The organism is Sodalis sp. (in: enterobacteria) (assembly GCF_047607725.1).
Classification (GTDB): Bacteria; Pseudomonadota; Gammaproteobacteria; order Enterobacterales; family Enterobacteriaceae; genus JBLKSS01.
In genome coordinates this window covers 1-15,604 of sequence record NZ_JBLKSS010000019.1, presented here as the reverse complement: position 1 = coordinate 15,604, position 15,604 = coordinate 1, and the positions used below count along the sequence as shown (strand labels likewise).

At 56.5% G+C, this 15,604-nt stretch carries 15 protein-coding genes and 4 pseudogenes; 3 read left to right on the top strand and 16 right to left on the bottom strand.

What is annotated here, in order from left to right; genetic code table 11:
• Positions 1–18 precede the first annotated feature (18 nt).
• The 13 genes from ACMX3H_RS02395 to ACMX3H_RS02335 form a co-directional block, all read right to left on the bottom strand.
• Entirely contained in the window at positions 19–420 is a 402-nt protein-coding gene (locus tag ACMX3H_RS02395) for a MaoC family dehydratase (protein WP_415209662.1), read from the bottom strand.
• Between the two features lie 65 nt (positions 421–485).
• Complete coding sequence (locus ACMX3H_RS02390) at positions 486–1,145, bottom strand: SDR family oxidoreductase (RefSeq protein ID WP_415209661.1); 660 nt, start codon at positions 1,143–1,145, stop codon at positions 486–488.
• A gap of 97 nt (positions 1,146–1,242) precedes the next feature.
• Positions 1,243–2,628 carry a glycosyl hydrolase gene (locus ACMX3H_RS02385; RefSeq protein ID WP_415209660.1) on the bottom strand — a complete coding sequence of 462 codons (1,386 nt, stop codon included), beginning with the start codon at positions 2,626–2,628 and terminating at the stop codon, positions 1,243–1,245.
• Positions 2,615–3,481: a sugar phosphate isomerase/epimerase family protein gene (locus ACMX3H_RS02380; RefSeq protein WP_415209659.1), complete on the bottom strand. Its 867-nt coding sequence runs from the start codon at positions 3,479–3,481 to the stop codon at positions 2,615–2,617. The genes ACMX3H_RS02385 and ACMX3H_RS02380 overlap by 14 nt, the downstream gene beginning before the upstream one ends.
• Positions 3,482–3,502: 21 nt before the next feature.
• The gene (locus ACMX3H_RS02375) at positions 3,503–3,685 is read right to left on the bottom strand and encodes a hypothetical protein (protein ID WP_415209658.1); all 183 of its coding nucleotides are present in this window, start codon (positions 3,683–3,685) and stop codon (positions 3,503–3,505) included.
• On the bottom strand, positions 3,672–4,145 hold the full coding sequence (locus tag ACMX3H_RS02370; protein ID WP_415209657.1) for a shikimate dehydrogenase family protein: 474 nt from the start codon (positions 4,143–4,145) through the stop codon (positions 3,672–3,674). Before ACMX3H_RS02370 ends, ACMX3H_RS02375 begins: the two co-directional genes overlap by 14 nt.
• A gap of 152 nt (positions 4,146–4,297) precedes the next feature.
• Positions 4,298–4,555, bottom strand: coding sequence for a hypothetical protein (locus ACMX3H_RS02365; protein ID WP_415209656.1), 258 nt, complete (start codon positions 4,553–4,555; stop codon positions 4,298–4,300).
• Between the two features lie 52 nt (positions 4,556–4,607).
• Positions 4,608–5,246, bottom strand: coding sequence for a CoA-transferase (locus ACMX3H_RS02360; RefSeq protein WP_415209666.1), 639 nt, complete (start codon positions 5,244–5,246; stop codon positions 4,608–4,610).
• Between the two features lie 617 nt (positions 5,247–5,863).
• Complete coding sequence (locus ACMX3H_RS02355) at positions 5,864–6,178, bottom strand: hypothetical protein (RefSeq protein WP_415209665.1); 315 nt, start codon at positions 6,176–6,178, stop codon at positions 5,864–5,866.
• Between the two features lie 10 nt (positions 6,179–6,188).
• Entirely contained in the window at positions 6,189–7,214 is a 1,026-nt protein-coding gene (gene sctC / locus ACMX3H_RS02350; protein ID WP_415209664.1) for a type III secretion system outer membrane ring subunit SctC, read from the bottom strand.
• Between the two features lie 9 nt (positions 7,215–7,223).
• A complete protein-coding gene (locus ACMX3H_RS02345; RefSeq protein WP_415209655.1) occupies positions 7,224–7,361 on the bottom strand; it encodes a hypothetical protein in 138 nt (45 codons plus the stop codon).
• A 132-nt stretch (positions 7,362–7,493) separates the two neighbouring features.
• Entirely contained in the window at positions 7,494–8,264 is a 771-nt protein-coding gene (locus ACMX3H_RS02340; protein ID WP_415209654.1) for a helix-turn-helix domain-containing protein, read from the bottom strand.
• A gap of 300 nt (positions 8,265–8,564) precedes the next feature.
• Entirely contained in the window at positions 8,565–9,446 is an 882-nt protein-coding gene (locus ACMX3H_RS02335; RefSeq protein ID WP_415209653.1) for a winged helix-turn-helix domain-containing protein, read from the bottom strand.
• 800 nt (positions 9,447–10,246) lie between these two features.
• On the opposite strand from ACMX3H_RS02335, the pseudogene ACMX3H_RS02330 reads away from it, so the two are divergent.
• A pseudogene (locus ACMX3H_RS02330) lies at positions 10,247–11,431 on the top strand (MdtA/MuxA family multidrug efflux RND transporter periplasmic adaptor subunit); the annotation flags it as partial.
• 677 nt (positions 11,432–12,108) lie between these two features.
• Positions 12,109–13,149 (top strand): annotated as a pseudogene (locus ACMX3H_RS02325) (mechanosensitive ion channel family protein); the annotation flags it as partial.
• 81 nt (positions 13,150–13,230) lie between these two features.
• Here the strand turns inward: ACMX3H_RS02325 and ACMX3H_RS02320 are convergent.
• Positions 13,231–13,756: pseudogene (locus ACMX3H_RS02320) on the bottom strand (GNAT family N-acetyltransferase).
• Between the two features lie 410 nt (positions 13,757–14,166).
• Between ACMX3H_RS02320 and ACMX3H_RS02315 the strand changes: the two are divergent.
• Positions 14,167–14,580 (top strand): hypothetical protein, encoded by a 414-nt coding sequence (locus ACMX3H_RS02315; protein ID WP_415209652.1) that lies wholly within the window; start codon positions 14,167–14,169, stop codon positions 14,578–14,580.
• Positions 14,581–15,105: 525 nt separating this feature from the next.
• Here ACMX3H_RS02315 and ACMX3H_RS02310 read toward each other — a convergent pair.
• Together ACMX3H_RS02310 and ACMX3H_RS02305 are read right to left on the bottom strand one after the other, a co-directional pair.
• A pseudogene (locus ACMX3H_RS02310) lies at positions 15,106–15,441 on the bottom strand (citrate-proton symporter); the annotation flags it as partial.
• A 38-nt stretch (positions 15,442–15,479) separates the two neighbouring features.
• On the bottom strand, positions 15,480–15,604 hold a 125-nt coding region (locus ACMX3H_RS02305; protein ID WP_415209663.1), incomplete at its 5' end, for a transposase domain-containing protein.

Here is a 15,604-nt window from a genome sequence, read left to right as displayed (position 1 = left end):
CGCATCGCCCACGGTTTGTTAGGGCTGGCGCTCATCGATGGCTTGAAAACCCGTTCGGCGGTGCGGCTGTGCGGCATAAATGCGATCGCCGGGCAGCAGCGGCGCGCAGAATGACCAGTTCCAGCCCAGAGTCGCGATGCCGCACAGCCGCACCGCCGAACGGGTTTTCAAGCCATCGATGAGCGCCAGCCCTAACAAACCGTGGGCGATGCGGCCGGGAAACCCCTGCTGGCGGGCGAAAGTATCATCCATATGCACGTCAAAAAAATCGCCGGTAATGCCCGCGAACGCGACAATATGCGACTCCATGAGGGTTATCGCCTGGGTCTCATAGCGATCCCCCGGCTGCAAATCGCCATAACCATATTCGCCGGCCGGTAACCGCCGTCCCGTGTCGGGGACGGTAGTGGATGATGACATATTACCTCCTTTATTTTTGCGCCGCGCCCGCTTACGGCTGGCGCGGGTCTATAGGCGTTGCAGGGTTAACCTGCCGTCGGCATGGATAACCGATCCGGTGGCGAAAAACACCTCAGGTTGATAAGCATGGCGACGGCCGCGGCGATATCATCGCCTTGTCCCCAGCGCTGCACGGGGACCAGACCGTCGCCGATAAGACGGTCATATTTTTCATTCACGCCGGCGGTCATATCGGTACGGATGATGCCGGGACGGACCTCAAAAACCCCGAAGCCGTCCGCGGCCAAACGCGTCGCCATTCCCTGCGCCACCATGGCGAGTCCCGCTTTGGCGACGCAATATTCCAGCCGGTTCACCGACACCATTTGCAAGGAACAGGAAGAAATAAAGACGATGCTGCGCTCTCCTTCCGCAGCTGGCCGGGCCAGCATGCGTTTGGCGACCGCTTGGGCGAGAAAAAACGCCCCGTGCAGGTTGGTGTTCAGTACCGCGTCAAAGTTCGCCGCCGTGGTGTCGAGCACATCCAGCCGCTCAGGGGGCGTGATGCCCGCATTGGAAACCAGTACCGCAATCGGTCCCAATTGCAGCTCAATGCTATCAAGCACGGCGGCATGGCCCGCCGTCGCAGCAATGTCGCTTGCGAAATAGCCTACCTGTACGCCGTACTTTTCGAGTTCCGCCACGGCGGCGCGCGTGGGCGCGTCGGCCTCACCGCTACCGGTCACCGCGATGGGATGGCCGTCGGCCGTCTGGCGATGGCCAAACCTATGCCCCGCCGCCCGCCGGTGATTAACGCGGTGGCGGCCTGGCGTTGCTGAGGTATCATGCGTCTCCTATCGTGCTGAAAAAAGTAAGATAGGGGCCGTTATCCGCCATTCGCTGCACATAAAGCGCCAGCTCGCGCAGATGATAATCCCCCCACATGGTGGCTTCGCCGAACGGGTTGCGGTGGCCTTCCGACACATAATCCCAGCCGTTAGGGCGATGGTATTGGCTGTGCAGCAAGAGGTCTTGATGCTGCTGCGACAGACTCAGATAGCGGTCGTCCAGCAGCGTTTGCAGCACGGTTAATCCGGCCTGGCGGTAACGCTCCGCGCCGGGGCGGTGTTGGGTGTCGAGCCAGGCGCCGAATCGCAACAGGCCCTGCGCCACAATCGCCGCGGCGGAGCTGTCTACGGGCTCGACGGCATTGGCGGGATCCGAGTTTTTTTCATAGGGCGCCTCGAGCGTGGCCTGGCCGGGGGCGCCGGTATCCCAATAGGGAATGCCGTCGAGGGTGGTAAACGCCAGATAAAAATCGCAAACGGCGGCGGCGGCCTTTTCTAACGCCGCCACGGTACTGTTTCTGTCCTGCGAGGCGTGCCATTTCTCGGCGGGCAGCGCCTGCAGATACTCCAGCAGCTCCGCGAAACCGCATATCGCCCAGCTCAGACCACGGGTCCAGGTAGAGAAGCCCGAATAGCCTTGCTGGGTGCTGACGCAGCGAAATGCGCCGTTGCGCGGGTTGAAGATAGCCTCGGGCGCCGTCCGGCCGCGGACGTCATAAATATCCCGACCTTCGCCGTAGAATAGGCAATAGCGCGCGCTGGTCAGGGCATGGGCCAAGGCGTGATCCAGCAGCGAGATGGCCTCATTGCCCTCGACTTTCATTTCCTGCCCCAGATCGTGCGCCAACAGCAACACCCGCAGGGTACGCAGCGTGTCGATAAACAGCGAGTGTGCCCCGTTAAAGGAGTGGATATAACCTTCACCAGTGCCGAAAGAGGTCCAGCGGTAGGCTTGCACCGCCCCCGAACAGCGAAGCACCAACCGGTAATAGTCTTGGCGGCCCGGATCGGCCGGCAGCTTTCCTTCGGCCATCAGGCGCAGCAAATTACCGTAAGTACTCACTTGATTGAAGCCGTGATCATGCACGCCGAAATGGGTGATATGCCGCGGCATATCGACGCGGATGCGCGCCAGCGCCCAATCCAGAAAAGCCTGCTCGCCGGTGGCATCGAATTGCAGCAGCGCGCTGCCGTATTCAAATCCCTGCGTCCAATCCGTCCAGCCTTTGGGCTGATAGCGTCCGGCGACGGTATGCACCGGCGCGCCCTGGGCGCGATCGAAATCGGCATCTATGGCGCTGATTTTGCTGGCCGACAGCGCCCACATGCGGTTTATCGCGGGCAGCAAACGGGCCGGGGTCAGGGTGTTATCGATTTTCATTACGATCCTCATTACTGCCTAGCACAGGCAATCGTTGAATGATGGTGCTTAACGTCACATCCACCGGCTGCCGCCACCAGGCGTCGGCGGAGAAAATTTCCACTTCATACAGGCCGCGATAGTCATCGTCGGCCACGCGTTGGCACAACTGCGGCAAATCTATGACGCCGTCGCCCATCATGCCGCGATCGGTAAGCAGATGGCGGGTCGGCACCAACCAATCGCTGAGATGGAACGCCAGCAGGCGCTGTGCCTGGGCGACCCGCTGTAATTGGCGTAGGACGTCGGGATCCCACCAGATATGATAAACGTCGGCGGCAATCCCCACTTCCGGTCCCAGGCGCTCGCAAAGCGCCAACGCCTGGGCGAGTGTATTGACGCAGGCGCGGTCTCCGGCGTACATCGGATGTAGCGGCTCAATCGCCAGGCGCACACCGGCCGCGCGCGCCGGCGCCAGCATCTCCGCGATGCCCTCCTCGACCTGCCGCCGCGCGCCGTCCAGATCTTTATCTCCCGCAGGCAGTCCGCCGACCACCAGCACCAGACACGCCGCATCCAGCGCTGCGACTTCCTCGATGGCCCGCAGGTTATCGGCGCGGATTTTCACCCGCGCCGAGCGGTCCGCGGCGGGAAACAGCCCGCCGCGGCACAACCCGCTGACGGTGAGGCAGGCCTCCTTTATCAGGCGGCAGGCCCGTGCTAATCCCACCTCGGCGATCTTGTCCCGCCAGGGCGCGATGCCGCCAAAGCCAAATTTAACGCAGCCGCGTACGGCGTCGTCTAACGACGCGTTGGGGCCGAGGGTGGCGGTATTCAGCGATAAATGCTGTGGTGTCAACGTTAATGGCGGCATGGCGATGCCTCGGCGTACAGATCAAAAAATTGCAAGAACGCCGTCAGCTGTCCTTCGATCATCGGCCGGCCGTTGGTCGCCCGACAGCCCGCCTGGCGCGCGCGCGATAAGCGGCGTTTCGGGCGGATGCATGATGATATCCACCACCCGCAACGCGGGATCGAAGTCGGCAAACGGCGCGGGAAGCCCATCATCCGGCTTCATGCCGATGGGGGAGCAATTGATAAGCAGGTTGATGCCCTGCAGTTCGGCGGGCGTGGTGTTCACCCGCGCCTGCCGCCAGTAGGGCGAAGACGACCGCGGCACCGCTGCCGCCGGCGCCGAGCTGTTTAACGTGCTGTCCGCTTAGCGTGAAGTCGTTATCGCGTAAGCCGGCGACCAGTCCTGTGCCGTCGAACATATCCCCAAACCAGGCCCCTTGCGCGTCGCGCCGAAGCACGTTCACGGCACCGACTTGCCGCGCCTGCGCGGAGAGCCCATCCGCCAGGGTGCAGGCGCGTATTTTATGAGGCACGGTGATGATCAGACCCGCGACATTGCCCAGCGCCATGATGCCGTGTTGCTGGAAATAGGCGTTCATTAACTGAGGCGTTTTCACCTGGGAAATAGGATCGCCCACAATGCCGTACAGCCGCGTGTTGCCGTCGATGGTTAATGCACTCATAGCGCTGCCTGCGGCGGAAGTTGCGGAAGGCGCGGATGCCGTTGGCGCGTTTTCGCCGCCATCTCGCGGTGCAGGCCCATGGGCTGCGGCGAGAACAGCCGGGCGTCCATCGTTTTAAGCTCAGCGGCGATACGGGGGCGAAAACCCATCTGCTACAAAATATCGCGCTCAAGATCGATACCCGGTGCGATTTCCGTTAACTTCAGCGCGCCGTCGACCACCCGGAATACGGCGCGCTCGGTGACAAACAGCACTGTCTGGCCCCGCTGGCTGGTGTAGGGACCGCTGTAGGAAACCTGTTGCAGTGCGGCGACAAACTTCTGATGGGTGCCTTCTTGGACAATGCGCAACTGGCCTTGGTCGCAGGCCACGCGCAGACCGCCGGCGGTAAAGGTGCCGCCGAATACCATTTTTTTGGCGTTTTGACTGATGTTAATAAATCCGCCGACGCCGATGAGTTTCTTAGCGAAGCGGCTGATATTGACGCTGCCGCCGGCGTCGATTTCCGCCGCCGATAAGTCCCTGCTCGTTAGTGAGAACGATATTATCCAGCACGTCCTCTTCCGCACTGACCAGACCGATACCGGTACAGATGCCGGAGCCAACGTTGCATACGGCGCCGGGTAGCAGCTCCATGGCGCAGCGGCGCGCCACGATTTTGCGCTCATCCAGGGGCAGTACCGGGAAATCGTTGAGCGGAATACGGAATTCGCCGGTAAAGGCGGGATCGTTCGGGCTTTGATAGGTCACGGCCTGATGGGCTTCCACTACCACCAGATCGACCAGCATCGCCGGGATTTTGACATTTTTCGCCGGCAGCGGGCCGCGTCGGGCAAGACGTTTCACCTGTACTATCACCAGCCCGCCGCAGCGTCTGGTCGCCTGCGCCATCGACAACATGTCGCCGAAGATGGCCTCCTGCTCCATAGTGATATTGCCGTCTTCATCCGCCGTAGTGCCGCGCAAAAAGGCGACATCGACGTGAAAAGGCTTATAATACAGCCATTCACGCCCGGCAATTTCAATCAGGCTGACCAGGTCCTCATTGCAGCGTTCGCTCTGACGGCCGCCGCCGAGGCGCGGATCCACGAAGGTATGCAGGCCGACATGGCTGATTAAACGTAAGCGCCCCGTGGAGGACGTCTTGAATTATTGGTGGGTTTGTTGTATGGCCCGGTAAGAATATGTTCCACTACGATGCCTAGTGAACCCGCATCCTATAAGGGACGGCTGTCAGATCATGGATAATCCGGCGATAATAGTGTCCACTTAAATTTTAATGGACACTATCACAAACTTCAGAACCACTAATTTCATATCACTCAAACCGGGATGGAAATAAAAGTTATTAAAATCAATACAATGTGAAAATGCAATGAGCATAAGCGTGTAAAGTAGGTTTACTGTCTCATACAACAAACCCACCAATAATTCAAGACGTCCTCCACGGGGCGCTTACGTTATTTTTATGATGAAAATATTATATGCATGATTAATATTTATCGCAGCCGCGGAGATAAATGAAAGACAACGGTCGGAATCACGGCCGCGCCGCGGCCTTGATAAGGTCGCGCGACAATATCGTGTCAGCGGACGGGATAACCTTGCTCATATTAACCACATTTGCTCACCGCCGGGTAAACCGACGTACATTTTCTCGGCTAATAAGAATTTTCACCGCCTTGTTATCCCCCGCAGCCGTGTTATTTAGACGGTTACTATTGGCTGGCGAGGTAATTATCGGCCCAGTCCTTCAATATACCCTCATGGCTGCGCGTGGCGATGGAACGGGCAAACACGGCGGCGTCCTGCTGCAGCGGCGCGGAAATTTCCCGCGGTTGGATGAGAAAAATTCTGACCATATTGGCCTGCTTATCGACACGATGGCGAAACAGCCCGCCAATCAGCGGTATCGACCCCAGGCCGGGTAATCGCCCGCGGTTATCCCGGATCTCATCCCGGGTGTAGCCGCCAATCAGCAGGCTCTTTCCCCGCGGCACGTGCGCCACCGTGCTGATATGGGTGCGCCCCACTTCCGGCAAGTCATCTGGCCCCGGATTTCTGTGCTGCCGGGCGACTTCGCCGCCGTCTTCGAATCGTCAGCGCCATCTCCACCTCATCGTCGCCGGAAAACCGCGGCAGCACGCTTATCATGGTGCCGTAGGTCACTTCGCGCAGCTCCACGCTGCGCTCGCCCAGAAGCCGCGTATAAAATGTCCGGTTGTTGTCGAAAATCGCCGGCACGTTCTCCTGGGTCAGGATAATCGGCCGCGAAACAATGTTGGCGCAGTGTTTTTTGGCCAGCGCCAATATTGACGCGACAAATCGCGTACCGTCCAAGGCGCTATAAGATCCTTGATTAAGGGTGACGCCCCCCCGCTGGCCGATGCGGGTGCCGCCCTGCCAATTGATGCCGAACTGATCGAGGTCGCTTTTCTCTAGATCGATTATCCATAACGATAGCTCCACGTGACGCTTAGGGATATCCAGTGAATGCACTAGATTGCGCCCGAATTGCACCTGGCGGCCGTTGCCCTTGACCAGCAGGCTGTTGTTGCTGGGATTGGCGATGACCTGCACCGGCCACAGCGGCGGTTCCGCGTCCTGCTCCCCCCGGGTGCCCACCGCGGGAAGCAGCGCCTCCGCGGACGTGAGCGGGCTGGGAGCATCGGCCACAGGCAAGCGTCCCTCTCGCCTCATCAGCCGCTCGATCACCGTGGCAATACCGGAAATAGTCACTTTCTCGCCGCGCAAAGCGTAATGGCGATCGCCGACAAAGGTGTAACTTAGCGGGATCACCTCGGCCTGCTCGCGCTCGTGTATGCCGTCCGGCTCCTTATCCAGCAGGCGGGCCGCGTTCTCTACCAGTTCGATATAGACCGGCGGCCCCGAGAGATAAAGCACATGGCCACCGGGATCCCCCCGCAGCGGGTAGCGCGAATCGTACAATTGGGCCTGCTGCAGAAAATGGCGCAACGCCGCCGGTGAGATGCTGCGCAGTGCCACCACCGCATGGCGCATTTCGCTGGCGTCATAAATATAAATTGCCTGGCCGTCGCTATACCACATCAACCCCATTTATTGGGTAATGCGCGTCAATAGCGCCCGCGCATCCGCCAGGTCGAACTCGCCGCTTATCTGCTTGCGCGCCGCCAGTTTGCTGACAATCACCGGTTGGTTAAGCCGTGCCGAAAGCGCATCGAAAAAGACTTTCACGCCGTCTTTATTGGCCGCATAGCCTTCACCTTAGTCGGGATAATTCCGCCGCCCGTGCGCCGACGGGCGGGCCGCCGGCGCAGGCGAGCAACATAACGCAGAGCAGGCCGCGGCTTATCTGAGCGATGTTATTCATTGTTCCGCTTTCTTATTGATCATATTCCATATCCCGCGGGGGGAGACCCCAAAGGCGTCTCTGACATCGTTGGAGAGGTGCGAGGACGAGGCATAGCCATAGTGCATGGCCACCTCGGTGAGGCTTTGCCGCTCTTCGACCATATCCAGCAGCGCCCTGGCGATACGCCAGCCCCGCAGCTCATTTTTAGCCGAGTTTCCCAGCGCGTTGCGACACAGGCGGCGGAAATGTGAATAAGACAGGCCGTAACGCGCGCCGAGAACGTTCAACTTGCCATTATTGACAGACTCATTTAATAAAAATCGTATTAACCAATAACACTCCGTCTGGCGCAAAAATACCGCCAGCGCATTCATTTGGGACGGCGCGCTCTGATAATTCCCCAGCATCCACTGCTCTATATCGGCGCAGGTGCCAATATGCGGGAAATCATTCAATTCGATCTGCGCCCATTGCTGCTGGGCGTAATCCACCTGTACGCCGCGGGACTCGTCGATAAATACCTGTAATTTTGCCAGGGCGAAGAGCGGTAATTCCTGATGCCGCGCCATACCGGCGCGCAGGGCCAGATTCAAGCGCTGCATTAACAGCATGCCGCGCCATCCGGCGGATAATGTCAGACACGACGATTCATTCGCCCAGCGAACATGAATATCGCAATCACCATCGGGAATTTCCAGCAACCAGCATTTTGGCTCCGAGATATCCTGCTGATGATATTCATTCAGCAGCGAAGCGGGTGAGACAATGATTTCTTTGCTCATCATTATTATCTCAGTTCTATTTTGCTTAATATTCATAACCATACATTGCCTATCTCTTTCAAAGAAATCATGATGAAAATATAACTCAGGCTGAGAAATAATTACAGAAGCCTCTCATGGCTTAAACGCTCACAGCATGCCTGACGCGTGGTAAACGCTTTCTCTCATTCCAGGCAATGGCGAGGAGAGCACCCGATTATCGGGACTTAGGATACGCCACGAAATAATGCGCCGACGCGCAGGTGCCTTACTGGGCCCGCCGCCGTCGACGCGCTTTACAATGCACCGGCCGTCACGTTCGGCTCATTTTTTTCTTTCGTCCTGACCCGGCATGGTTGACCGGCCAGTCTCCCCCTCCGCCGTTTTCCCCGCCGCCAGTCCCATCGCTTTCATACCGGGCAACGCGCCCAAAATCAGAGGCTTCAGCGTGCGTAGAAAGCTCCCCCCCCCCCCCAAATGGGCTTTGGCCACCCGTTCACGCAGCAGCACCAGATGATCCTCGGCGCGCATGAGCTCAATACGCAGCGAGGGCGCGCCGCCGAGGTTTAGCTCGTAACCGGTGAGGTAATAGTCCGGCCGGATTTTATCCAGTAATTGCAGCGTGGCGTCAGTGGTGCGACAGTTCATGGTCAGCGAGGTCGGCAACACATGCAATCCCAGCGGCGAGCAGGGCGCCAGCTGCTGTACGATGGCATCCTGCAGACCGACGGTGTCGATATCACCGGCCAGCCGGAAGGGAAAAACCGCCAGCACGCAGCGCGCCGGCATACCGGGTCGGGCGGGCAAGATGCGCGTGACCGGCAGCGTAAACCGGTAGCCTTTACCGTAAACCGTATCGATATAGCGGTGATCCTTCTCCTCTTGTAGGATACGCCGGAGTACGTAGATACAGCGCGTCAGCGATTCTTCGCCGACATTGCCGCCGTACCAGACTTCATGAATAATTTGCGCCTTGGTCACCAGTTCGCCGGCGGATTCCAGCAATAAACTCAGCACCCCCAGTTCCTTGGGGGAGATGCTGAGCCGTTTGTCTTTATGAAACAACACACGAGAGGAGTTCAGCAGAAAATCGCCAAAAGCGTACTGTACGGGCGGCAGACCATTTTTGCCTCCGCCAGCCGGGCCGATGGGCGCTAAAGGCGTACATGCGCAAGACGCCTGATTTTTTTTCAGAGCTATATCCATCCTTTAATATCTCCTGTTGCCCGATAAACTTCCATTTCATTATTTCATCACAGAATAGTGTCTAGAGTAGCTCATGGCAAATGCATCATTCTTCAATGCAATCCTTAATTCGCCGCTAAAAATAATGATTATTTATCTTGGGGTTTAACAAATTAACCCTCATGTAATTATTAGAGGTTATAGTATTAACTTAAACCAAAGATAAACATACGAAGCTATAAATCGACGGAAAATTGAGCACTAAAGAAGTGATTAACCCGGCAGGCCTGTGAAGAAATAGTGAAATTAAAGCTGATMATAATTATAACATACATAGTTTATAAAACTAATATATCATATTTTAAATAATTAATTTCATCCTTACTACGGCGACCTGCGCGTCGGCGGGTTCGCCTTCGACGTGCCCTGCGGCGATCTAGGCCGTCCTCAGGGTCCTAACCCACGGCGGGCGAGAAGCAATGGACCCATATCTCGGCACCCTCAGCGTATCGCGCGGACGCGTGCCGCCGTGTCTGACCATTATGCCTCAAGCCGCTATACTTGACATGCGCCGGCGGTTTAACGCGGGCTGACTGACATTAGCGCACGTAAACGGGCGCAGCATAATATTTATCTTTTTATGACGCGTCGAGAAGGCCGAAATCCCTACGTGCGACACATCCTGGCACCACGTTACGCGGCGGCGCGCTCGATACGGCAAATGAAACGCTTTTTGACGAAACGCTTACAGAATAAGCATCCGAATTACTTTAATCTGTTAAGATAACACGATTTTAACCGAAACTAGCCAGCCCCATCCCATGAGGAGATATTCAAAGCAGACGATTAAGTGGCGTAATGTTTTAGTAGTGGTTTTTGTACTGTTGTTGATTGCCGGCCTCGGTTATTATCTCTTCGCTCACCGCAGCGGCAGTGGCGCGGCTCCGGCCGGTCGGGCGGCATGAGAATGGGCATGGGTGGCCCGACGGCGGTACACAGCGGTGTCGCCAAGCAGGCGGATGTTCCGGTCACCTTATCGGCCTTGGGAACGGTGGTGGCGAACGCCAGCGTTACCGTAACCAGTCGAGTGGATGGCCAACTGCTTAAAGTCTATTTTACCGAAGGACAAAAGGTTGAGCAGGGGCAGTTACTGGCGCAGATCGACCCACGCAGCTATCAGGCCAGCCTGGAGCAATATCAGGGCGACCTGGCGCAAAACCAGGCGCTGCTGAAGAGCGCGCAGCTGACGCTGGCGCGTTATCAAAAACTCTATGCACAAGATTCCCTGTCGCGTCAGGATTTGGAAACCCAGACCGCCACCGTAGGCCAGTACGCCGGGGCAATCAAATCCTATCAGGCGCAGATTGACGCCGCGAAATTGGATCTGGAATATGCGCGGATCACCGCGCCGGTCAGCGGCCGAGTCGGGCTGCGGCTGGTGGATCCCGGCAATATGGTGCATAGCAGCGACACCACCGGCATAGTGACCATTACCCAGACCCAACCTATCGCCGTCACTTTCAGCGGGCCGCAAGCCAATTTACCCTCGCTACTGCAGGCTTTACCATCACGGTCAAACCTTGCCCGCCACCGCGCTGGATCAGGATGGCACGACCGAGCTGGCGCAGGGAGAGCTGAACTTTATCAGCAACGAAATCGACAGCGAGACCGGCAGCATCAAGCTTAAAGCCATGTTTGCCAATCACGATGAGAAACTCTATCCCAATCAATCTGTGAATGTGCGTTTGCAAACGAATGTACTGGCGGGCGCGACGGTTATCCCCGCCCAGGCCTTGCAGCTGAGCAGCGACGGGGATTTCGTGTATGTCATCAAGCAGGATAACAGCGTTGAACGCCGTCAGGTCAAAGCGGGACCGAGCTTCGGCACTGTGCTGCAGGCCGTTCTGAACGGCGTATCGCCGGGCGAACGGGTGGTCACAGAAGGCATTGACCGGTTGAGCAACGGCGCGAAAGTGACGATCGTCAGCGACAACGATACCGGCGCGCCCGGTAGTGCGACCCGCGTCAAGAGCAGCACCGGCACAACGGACAGCGGCGCCACGGGCAGTAACGGCAGCGCAGAGTCAACTGACGGCACGACCGGCGGTCATGGCGCGGCGAAGGGTACCACGGGCGATAACGGCAAGGCGGAAGGCGTCACCAGCCGCCACACCAGCAGCGCGCCTCGACGACCGGCGGTCACGACGGCGCCGCGCAATGAACCCTTCCAGACTTTTTATCGAGCGCACGGTCGCCACTATTTTATTGATGATTGCGGTGCTGATTTCAGGGCTTTTCGCCTACAAAATGCTTTCCACCTCGGCGCTGCCCCAGGTGGATTATCCGTAAGCGCCCCGTGGAGGACGTCTTGAATTATTGGTGGATTTGTTGTACGGCCCGGTAAGAATATGTTCCACTACGATGCCTAGTGAACCCGCATCCTATAAGGGACGGCTGTCAGATCATGGATAATCCGGCGATGATAGTGTCCACTTAAATTTTAATGGACACTATCACAAACATCAGAACCACTAATTTCATATCACTCAAACCGGGATGGAAATAAAAGTTATTAAAATCAATACAATGTTAAAATGCAATGAGCATAAGCGTGTAACGTAGGTTTACTGTCTCATACAACAAACCCACCAATAATTCAAGACGTCCTCCACGGGGCGCTTACGATTTATGCGACGGTCTGTTCGCGCCGAATACGCCGCTGGGCCTGCGCATTAAACATATGTTCAACCTCGATGACCGCCATTTGTCCCAGGTGGCCATCTTGCTCGCGGCTATCGGTAAAACGCTGCTGATTGTGTTCGGCGCCGTGGCCCTGATCAACGGCAATTTCGGCTCCACCACGCCGTTGGCGTTGCTGCATAAGGTGCTCGAAGTCTGGGGCGGCAAAGGGCTTGAAAAGCTGAATATCGTCCCCGCCCATGTACTCAACGCCCTCATCTTTTTGGCTATCGCGCTCTATGTCCTGTGCTCGGCCAGACGCTGGCTGGAAAAAGATTTCCTGCCGAAAACCATGATGGAACCGGGAATGCGTTCCTCGCTGGTAACGCTGTTTAGCAACGTGGGCTATGTACTGGTGATCCTGCTGGCGCTGTCCATTCTCGGCATTCAGTGGAACAATCTGGCCTGGATCGTCAGCGCGCTGTCGGTGGGGATCGGTTTCGGCCTACAGGAGATCGTGAAGAATTTCATTTCCGGTCTGATCCTACTGACGGAGCGCCCGGTAAAAGTCGGCGATCTGATCAGTATCAGCGGCATTGAGGGCGATATTCGCCGCATCAACGTGCGTGCCACCGAAATCCAGCTCGGCGACCGCTCGACGGTAATCGTGCCCAATTCCCAACTGATTTCCCAGAACGTGCGCAATGCCACTATGGGCAACGCGCAAGGCGTGGCCACGATCGCGCTGACGTTCCCGCTGGACATCGACCCTGAGAAAGTCCGCACGCTGCTGCTGGAGGCTTACCGCGAACATGAGGAGGTGTAAAGCGCGCCCGCGCCGTCGGTGACCTTCAGTCAGCTGACGCCGTCGGGTATCGTATTGAGCGTTACCGGTTTTGTCAGCAGTCCGCGCATCGTGGCATCCACCAAAAGCGATTTGCTGTTCGAGATCTCAAAGCGCCTGCGCGCCGACGGCGGGCTCGCGTGCGCTTCGCGGCAAGCCTGTCTAGGTCGGCGCCGGGGCTCTGGCGGCTTCCAAGCGTAAGCGGGACCTGCGGGCTGACATGCAGCGACGAAGGGGCCTGGCGCCCTCCCTGCCGCGGGCGGCGCGTAATTCACCGCGGTTTTACCCATCGTGGGGCGGTGTTTGCTGGCCTTCCCCCAAGCTGCGCTGCATCAACAGGGTATCCACCCACCGGCCATGTTTATAGCCTACCGCTTGAAGCTTGCCTATCAAAGTGAAAGCCGAGCTTTTGATGCAAACGAAACGAAGCGTGATTTTCCGCATTGCCGATAACCGCCAGCATTTGGCACCAGCCTCCTTTTTCCGCCCTGGCGATGGCCTCGCGCAACAGCAGCGAACCGAGCCCGCGTCCGGCCTTAGCCGGATGGATGTACACGGAATCCTCAATGGTGAAACGATAGGCGTAACGGGGACGATAAGGGGAAAGATAACAATAACCCAGCAATTCACCGTCCTGCCGGGCCACCAGCCAGGGAAGACCCTGCGCCATAACCGCCGTATGGCGGGCCATCATATCGTTCAAGGACGGAGGCTCGGTCTCGAAACTGGCGATACCGTGTTGCACATGCCAGGCATAGATATCACGAATGGCGAGTAAATCCGCCTCTTGGGCATCGCTGATGAGAATAGCCGAATGCGTCACTTTACCCCCTGGTAACTATTCCGATGGAGTAAACGATAACGCAAAAAGAGGATGAAACGTAGAGCATCTACATTATTGTAGAAAAAATTATTATTTCTATAGCAAAACCATGCCGGAGCAAAACGCGAGCGTGGATTGCGTCATGCTACGATCCTGGCGAAGGCCGCCGACCGTCTCTACAGGGTAACGGTGACGCGAGTCCGTTCACCCTCGGCGAACGGTCAACGGGGCGGTGCGTCTGGGCGCGCCGGGCTCCAAGCAAGGCGGCCGATAGCGCAGCGCGGGCACGGCCCAACGCGGGGGATCCGGCATACCGGAGGAATAAGCTGAAAACCAGCACTTTATTCAATGGCATTTAATGACATGGCTTTCGTGTGAGGTAAAGCACAAGGTAAATGATAAATAAAAAATGGATCACATGTTTTTCATGTAATAAATGTAATAAGCGCTACCATATTCCCGTCATAGCCCCTTTTGTTAGACTCAAGCGGCTGAAAATTAATATCCTGCTGGTCCGTGATGACCCAGGGAAGAGACGTCATCACGTGCTTGGGGAGCCGCTATTAATTAGCCTCAAAATTAACCATAAGGACAGTGAGGAATCGATGAATATTGCGCATTATCTCGAATTACAGAGCATGAAAAAAGGCAGATTGGAAGGTTTGATGGAAGGCATGCGCAAAGGGATGCTCGAGGGGATGGACAAGGGCAGGCTGGAAGGTAAAAAAGAAGGGCGCAGGCAGGCCACGCTTAGCATCGCCACCCATCTGCTGGCCTGCGGCGTTGATCGCACGCTAATTAAAAATTAGCACTGGACTAACTGAAAAAGAACTGCAGCGCCTGCATACGGAATATTTTATGAAATTAGTTTAATAAGGTGTTTACCTTATTCCATTTGTCGTAATGGGGAGGGGGTGTGCATTTTGCCAAGCGTAATTGATTAGCTTTGCTGAATAATGATTTATAATACTGAGATAGCCGATACTCAACGCTCTATTATGGTGAGTCTGAAATTATTATTACTCGCAAGCTAAGAAAAAAGCCGCGCCGTAAACGGTGAGCGGCTAAAAAGTTTCCAAATAAACGCTAAATGCGTTTGATTTATAACATATAGAGACAGCAGTATAGTTTAATTCACGACCCGCTGTAAACAACTGAGTGGTAAAAGGTTCCATTAATGTAGAAAGGGAATTTAATCCCGCGGTGGATTGTATTATATCTATTTTTTCGCGTGGCGCTTAAAATAATCACGTTCCGTAATCTAGTTAATTTGTCACTAGAATGGTTGATTATCGAACCTTTCACGCGCGGCTTATTCGCGTTTCAGGTATATATTACTTCTGGCGCAGGGTTCTTATCACCGGTGATGAATAGGCCGTTTTCATGGCGCCGGCCGGGTATAATTTTGGCAACAGTAGCGCGGCCATTAACCCCAGCAAGCCCGCCAGCGATAGCCAAACGCCAGGTAGTGTATTGTCGCCGCTTTGATGGATAAGCACACTCGCGATGGCGGGGGTAAAGCCGCCAAAGATCGCTGTCGCTAAACTGTAGGCCATGGAAAAACCGGTGGCGCGCACCTCGGCGGGCATGATTTCCGTCAGCGTGACTACCATGGCGGCGTTGTAGCCGGCGTAAAGAAAGGAGAGCCAGAGCTCCGCGGCGATGAGGCGCTGCAAGGGTAAGCGTACGCCCCGCGCCGTATTGACAGTTATTCAGCAGGGATGGTGAGGTTCCACGGCAGGAGCTCTTTGATTTTGTTGATGGGATGATCCGCGATAATCGCCAGCACATGGCGCAGATACGCTTCCGGCTCCACGCCGTTCAGTTTGCAAC

What these genes read in the sequence shown, in the direction of transcription:
- ACMX3H_RS02385 (WP_415209660.1), bottom strand. Translation starts at nt 2,628, where the DNA reads ATGAAAATCGATAACACCCTGACCCCGGCCCGTTTGCTGCCCGCGATA.
- ACMX3H_RS02375 (WP_415209658.1), bottom strand. Translation starts at nt 3,685, where the DNA reads ATGAAGCCGGATGATGGGCTTCCCGCGCCGTTTGCCGACTTCGATCCC.
- ACMX3H_RS02380 (WP_415209659.1), bottom strand. Translation starts at nt 3,481, where the DNA reads ATGCCGCCATTAACGTTGACACCACAGCATTTATCGCTGAATACCGCC.
- ACMX3H_RS02365 (WP_415209656.1), bottom strand. Translation starts at nt 4,555, where the DNA reads ATGGTATTCGGCGGCACCTTTACCGCCGGCGGTCTGCGCGTGGCCTGC.
- ACMX3H_RS02340 (WP_415209654.1), bottom strand. Translation starts at nt 8,264, where the DNA reads ATGATGAGCAAAGAAATCATTGTCTCACCCGCTTCGCTGCTGAATGAA.
- ACMX3H_RS02335 (WP_415209653.1), bottom strand. Translation starts at nt 9,446, where the DNA reads ATGGATATAGCTCTGAAAAAAAATCAGGCGTCTTGCGCATGTACGCCT.
- ACMX3H_RS02395 (WP_415209662.1), bottom strand. Translation starts at nt 420, where the DNA reads ATGTCATCATCCACTACCGTCCCCGACACGGGACGGCGGTTACCGGCC.
- ACMX3H_RS02315 (WP_415209652.1), top strand. Translation starts at nt 14,167, where the DNA reads ATGATAAATAAAAAATGGATCACATGTTTTTCATGTAATAAATGTAAT.
- sctC (WP_415209664.1), bottom strand. Translation starts at nt 7,214, where the DNA reads ATGTGGTATAGCGACGGCCAGGCAATTTATATTTATGACGCCAGCGAA.
- ACMX3H_RS02370 (WP_415209657.1), bottom strand. Translation starts at nt 4,145, where the DNA reads ATGAGTGCATTAACCATCGACGGCAACACGCGGCTGTACGGCATTGTG.